The organism is Okeania sp. (assembly GCF_983059655.1).
In genome coordinates, this window is sequence record NZ_CEZPJD010000546.1 from 1 (window position 1) to 5,393 (window position 5,393).

3 protein-coding genes are annotated in these 5,393 nt (G+C 35.4%); 2 read left to right on the plus strand and 1 reads right to left on the minus strand.

All coding sequences use genetic code 11. From position 1 onward, the window contains the following. Nucleotides 1-84 precede the first annotated feature (84 nt). Entirely contained in the window at nt 85-720 is a 636-nt protein-coding gene (locus tag AC3DU7_RS23835) for a retropepsin-like aspartic protease family protein (protein WP_488041784.1), read from the plus strand. Nucleotides 721-944: 224 nt separating this feature from the next. On the opposite strand, the gene trpD is transcribed toward AC3DU7_RS23835, so the two are convergent. After that, entirely contained in the window at nt 945-2,012 is a 1,068-nt protein-coding gene (trpD, locus tag AC3DU7_RS23840) for an anthranilate phosphoribosyltransferase (RefSeq protein ID WP_488041786.1), read from the minus strand. A 344-nt stretch (nt 2,013-2,356) separates the two neighbouring features. On the opposite strand from trpD, the gene AC3DU7_RS23845 reads away from it, so the two are divergent. After that, the gene (locus tag AC3DU7_RS23845; protein WP_488041785.1) at nt 2,357-5,350 is read left to right on the plus strand and encodes a PAS domain S-box protein; all 2,994 of its coding nucleotides are present in this window, start codon (nt 2,357-2,359) and stop codon (nt 5,348-5,350) included. Nucleotides 5,351-5,393 lie beyond the last annotated feature (43 nt).

Genomic DNA, 5,393 nt, shown 5'->3' on the forward strand with positions numbered 1-5,393 from the left:
TAAGGAAGAAGGAAGAAGGAAGAACCTTACTTAATATGTAGATATTTCCCTAACTTTTCTTGTAATAAAAATCAGGTAAAGCAAATGAAATCAGAGACTGAAAAAAAGCAGCAGGTCAAAACAATATTTGGGCAAATACCATCAGTATTACTGACAACATTATTTTCTATAACAGGATTTGGCCTTGGTTATACTGCAGGCGCGATCGCTCAAGAATATCCAGGATGTTTTCTGCTTGATGAATTTGGAAATAGGAGAGACTTAACAATATCAGTTTGTGGTTTGTTTCCAGAAGAATTACCAGAGGAAGTATCAACTTCAACTGCAACAGCAGGGTTATATGAAATACCAATTGTTAAACGTACAAATGGAGAAGAAGGTAGCCCTATAGTTAATGTTACTTTTAATGATGGTCAAAGCTATGAAATGATTTTTGATACTGGTGCTACTAAGACTCTTATTACTCAGGAAATGGCAGACTCCTTGAAAGTTATACCTTCTGCTCGGGGAACTGTAATAGTTGCTGATGGTAGAGAAGTAGAAGTACAAGCAGGAATAGTTGGTTCTATTTCTGCGGGAGGTTTAGAATTAAAACAATTTACTGTTGTTATCGCACCTCCTGAAGCAGAGATACCACTGCTGGGACAAGACTTTTTTGGTAGTTATGATATGACAATTAAGGAAAATGTAGTGGAGTTGCGGGCACGTTCTAATAGTTAATTTTATGCCTGGTTGGATTAGAGTAGGGGAGTGGGGGAGATTGAAGTAATTGTAGAATTATCAACATATATTACATAACCTGATTCTATATCAGGAGGGAAGAAGAGGGAGTTTTAAGGTATAAGAAGGAGAAAGTTTTTTCGATCGCTTAATTTCACAGGACTATTGTACAGAAATTATCAATTATTTCCCCCTATTCCCTATTCCCTCTTTTCTGGAGATGTCTAATGATTTAAGAATTTAACTAACTGCTCTAACTTCAACCAAGCTGCCCCACTCTGGAGAATATCTTTAGCTTTGGCAATACCTTCCGCATGAGCTTCTAGTGGTACAACACCTGCTACTTGTAGGGCAAGAGAAGTATTTAGAGCAACTACATCTGTCTGTGCAGAAGTCCCCTTACCTTGGAGAACATTCTGTAAGATTTCAGCATTCTTTTCTACCTCCCCGCCCTCTAAGGCACTTATAGGAGCAAAATTTAATCCTAAATCTTGGGGGTTAATGGTTGTCATTCTTACCTCACCATTAGATAAAATAGCCATATCAGTAATATCACCCAAACCAGCTTCATCTAGTTTTTCTCTGCCGTGGAGAGCGATCGCCGATTTTACTCCCAATATTCCTAAAGCTTGAGCTATAATTTCTACTAGATGAGAATTGAACACTCCTATGACTTGACCTTGAGGGCGCAAAGGATTAACTAAAGGACCCAAAAGATTAAACACAGTTCGTACTTTTAAAGTGCGACGTAGAGGAACTACAGATTTCATTGCTGGATGCCAACCTGGTGCAAATAAGAAAGTTACTCCTACCTCAGATACTGCAGATATTACTTTTTCCGTGGGAGCGCTCAAACGTATTCCCAATGCTTCCAAGACATCAGCAGAGCCAACTTTACCAGAAGCAGAACGGTTTCCATGTTTAGCTACTGGCACTCCGGCTGCAGCTACGACAAAGGCAACAGCAGTAGAAATATTGAATGTTGAAGCTCCATCTCCACCAGTACCGCAAGTATCAATGACTGGGTATTTAGAGTCTGTGATAGGAACGGAGCGATCGCCATCTTCTTTTGTCAAAGATAAAGACTGTAATACTTTTGCCATTCCTGCTAATTCTTCAGCAGATACACCTTTAGCTTGCAGGGCAGCTAGAATTGCTCCTGATAGAACAGGTGGAATTTCTTCTTGGAGCCATCCTTGCATTAAATTCGATGCTTGAGATGCAGATAAAGATTGGCCATCAAGTAACTGCTGTAATAAACTCGGCCATTCATTAGCAGAAGAATTAATCATTGGTGTATCTTGTTGATTTTGAGCGATAGAACCGGTCATACTTAGAAGTAAATATACATTATTTCCACTATCTGATTATTTTATGTTTATCCTGTATATATATCAAAAGAATATTTTATAATTAAACATCAGTCTACAAAAAAAAGCCAAAAGTCAATTTTATTGATTTCTAACTTTTTCTGGAGTAATTTGATTTTTAAGATAATGGTCACATCTTTAAAGCCAAAAAGTTAGAAATATGTCAATATATATAGTAACTAAAAAGGTGCACTGATTTAATAAGAAACTTCTTCAGTAGGTAAAAATAGTTACATACAGGGATAAATCTGGAGCGGGAAAATTGAATGATTAATTGTCAGAAAAGCCAAGAGATATTACAGCAAATGGAAGATAAATATCGCAGTATATTTGAGAATAAAGTTGTAGGAATTTACCAAACAACACTTGAAGGATGCTACATCAGCGCTAATGCTACACTAGCTCGCATCTATGGTTATGACTCTTCTACAGAAATGATTGCTGCCTTGGCAGATATTAAAAATCAACTTTATGTAGATTCTCAGCGACGTGACGAATTTGCTGAGGTTTTACGAGCAAAAGGAGAAGTTTCCGAATTTGAATCCCAGATTTATCGTAAAGACGGCACAATAATTTGGATTTCTGAAAATGCCTGGATAGTTCGCGATCGGGAGGGAAATTTTTTATATTATGAAGGATTTGTTGAAGATATTACCAAACGCAAACAAACAGAAACTGCTTTGCAAGAAAGCGAAGAAAGACAAAGATTATTGATAGAAAGTATTCAAGATTATGCCTTATTTATGTTGGATTCAGACGGATATGTAGTAAGCTGGAATCCTGGAGCAGAACGTATTTATCAATATCAATCAGAGCAAATTATTGGTAGACATTTATCTATTTTTTATACTCAAAAAGACCAGAAAAATAACCTGCCAGAACAAGAGTTGAAATTTGCTAGAGAACAAGGTAAATTTGTTATAGAAAAAATTTGTTTGAAGCAAAATAAAGGGCAATTCTGGGCTAATGTAATTACGACAGCTTTGTATGATAATAACCAACAATTGCGTGGTTTTTCTCAAGTAACAAGAGATATTACTGAGAGTAAGCAAGCTATAGCTATCCAAACAGGGTTAATTGCTACTATACAAGCTTCAGAAAAAAAGTTTCGTGATTTATATGAATCCACTCAAGATGCAGTTTTATTTATCAATGAGCTAGGTTTTATTGATTGTAACTTTGCTGCTTTAAAACTATTTGGCTGTACTAATAAATCAGAGTTGTGTGGAAAACAACCTTGGGAATTTAGCCCACAAACACAGTCTGAAAAAGAAGACTCAAGTATGATATTTAAAGGTTATTTAGAAGTAGCATCACACAGAGGGATAAGTCGTTTTAATTGGCGATATAAACGTTTAGATGGTTCTGAATTTCCGGCAGAAGTTTTCTTAAGTTCTATGAAGTTTGATGGTAGAAGTGGTTGGCAAGCAGTAATTTTAGATATTAGTAATAGGGTGTTAAAAGAAAAGACACTAAAGCAGGCAAATGAGGAGTTAGAAAAGAACGTAGAAAAACGAACAGTTGAACTTCAGGATGCAGTTGAGCGATTACAGAAAGAGATATCTGAACGTCAACAAGTAGAAGCAAAGTTACGGTTATCGGAGGAAAAATTCTCAAAAGCATTTAGTTGTAGCCCCAACCCAATCAGTATTACTACTTTTAAAGATGGGCGGTTTATCGAAGTAAATGATGGCTTTTTGGAGATAATGAGTTATTGCCGTGAAGAAATAATCGGCTTTACCGCAGAAGAGTTGAAGATATGGGTAAATCCAGAAGTAAGAACCGAATTTATGCAGAATTTACAACAGCAAGGAATTGTGAAAAATCAGGAATACCAGTTCAGAGTTAAATCTGGTGAAATTAGGGTATGGTTGTTGTCTGCAGAGATTATTGATATTGGTCATGAACTTTGTGTATTAGCAGTTATTACAGATATCACTGAACGCAAATATGCAGAAGAAGCTTTATATGAAAGTCAAAGAAAATTAGCTACTTTAGTGAGTAATTTACCAGGTATGGCTTATCGTTTTCGCAACGATCCACATAGAAGTGTAGAATTTGTCAGTGACGGCTGCTATTCATTAACTGGCTATAAAGCAAAAGAATTTTTGGGTTCACAGAAAGTATCTTTATTACAATTAATTCATAGAGAAGATCGACAACGTTTACGAAATGCTATACGGTTCGCCATACAGGAAAATAGACATTATCAAGTAGTTTATCGAATTACTACTAAAATTGGAGCAATTAAATGGATTTGGGAGCAGGGAATAGGAGTGTTTTCAGAGTCAGGAAAATTAATCGCTTTAGAAGGTTTTCTTGCAGATATTACTGAGAGTAAAAATGCAGAAGCAGCACTAAAGCAATCTCAACATGAGTTAAGACAACAAAAGCAAAAATTAGAAAATACTTTGCAAGAACTGAATGAAGCAGAGACAACTTTAACTAATGCTGAAAAGATGTCTAGCTTGGGCCAATTAATAGCAGGAATTGCTCATGAAATTAAGAATCCTATAACTTCTGTTTATGGAAATATAGTGCATTTGAATCATTATGTTCAAGATATGATGAATTTACTAAATCTTTATCAAGAATATTGTACAGATCCACCAGACCACATTAAAGAAGAATTTGAAGAGATAGATCTAGATTTTATGAGGGAAGATTTACCCAAAGTAATATCAGCAATGCAAATAGGAGCAGAAAGAATTCGTGATATTGTGAGTTCTCTGCGTAATTTCTCTCGTAAAGATGATGTGAAGAAAACTTTGATGAGTTTTCATGATGGTATTAATGGTACTTTAGTAATTCTCCAAAATCGTTTGAAAGGCCGTGGAAAAAAACCTAGAATTAAAATTCATAAAGAGTATGGAGAATTGCCTTTAGTAGAATGTTATGTGGGTATGATAAATCAGGTATTTATGAATTTAATTGGTAATGCTATTGATTCTTTAGAAGAGGCTTTTGATAATTCTAATTGCTTAGATAAAACTCCTACTATTACCATTAAAACAGAAGCTACATTCGACAAAGTTACAGTTAAAATTATAGATAATGGTTTAGGTATGGATGAGGAAGTTCAGCAGCGTTTATTTGAACGATTTTTTACTACTAAACCAGCAGGAAAAGGTACAGGTTTAGGTTTGTCTATTAGTTATCAAATTATTGTGGAAAAACATAAGGGAAAGTTGAGTTGTATTTCTTCCCCTGGTGAGGGTGCAGAGTTTATCGTGGAAATTCCAATTGTACAGCCAGTATAACCAAGTCATTTCAGTTATCAGTTATCAGTTATCAGTTATCAGT